At 46.9% G+C, this 584-nt stretch carries 1 protein-coding gene; it reads right to left on the reverse strand.

Features of this window, described 5'->3' with window-relative positions:
• On the reverse strand, positions 1 to 584 hold a 584-nt coding region (locus ACWHAR_RS29945), incomplete at its 3' end, for a glycosyltransferase family 2 protein (protein WP_452088792.1).

The raw sequence follows: 584 nt of genomic DNA on the forward strand, positions 1-584 counted from the left end.
CATCTGAAGCTGAAATATTGATCTTCGATGTTTTCCAGCTCGTCGCGGAGCGGGAAAACGAGCTTATGCCGCTCAATCAGACTCCGCCTGTAGAGCTTGTTCCAGGAAAAGCCGCTTACTTTACCCTTTAACAAATCCTTCATAAATGCCTCTTTCGGCTTTCCTTCATAGTTCTTCCCGATGTGCGGGCAGACCGTTTTTTCGGTATCCTGAATTTCAACGGCATAATCACAGATGACAAGATCGGCATCCTCATCCTTCGCTTTTTCATACATAGACTGGCAATAGTCCGGCTCAATCCAGTCGTCGGAGTCGATGAATGCCAAGTACTCGCCTGACGCCGCTTCGATGCCTTTATTGCGGACAGCGCCGAGGCCCTGATTGTCCTGCTGAATCGTTTTAATGCGCCCGTCCTTTCGGGCGTAATGATCAATGATCTTCTGGCTTCCGTCTGTTGAACCGTCATTGACGATAATGATTTCAATATTTTTCAAGGTCTGGCTGATCAGCGACTGCAAACAATTCGGCAAAAAAGCTTCTGTATTATAAACAGCGACCAGTAGACTAACTGCTGGATTTTCCAA

Source organism: Bacillus sp. LR--39 (assembly GCF_053613335.1).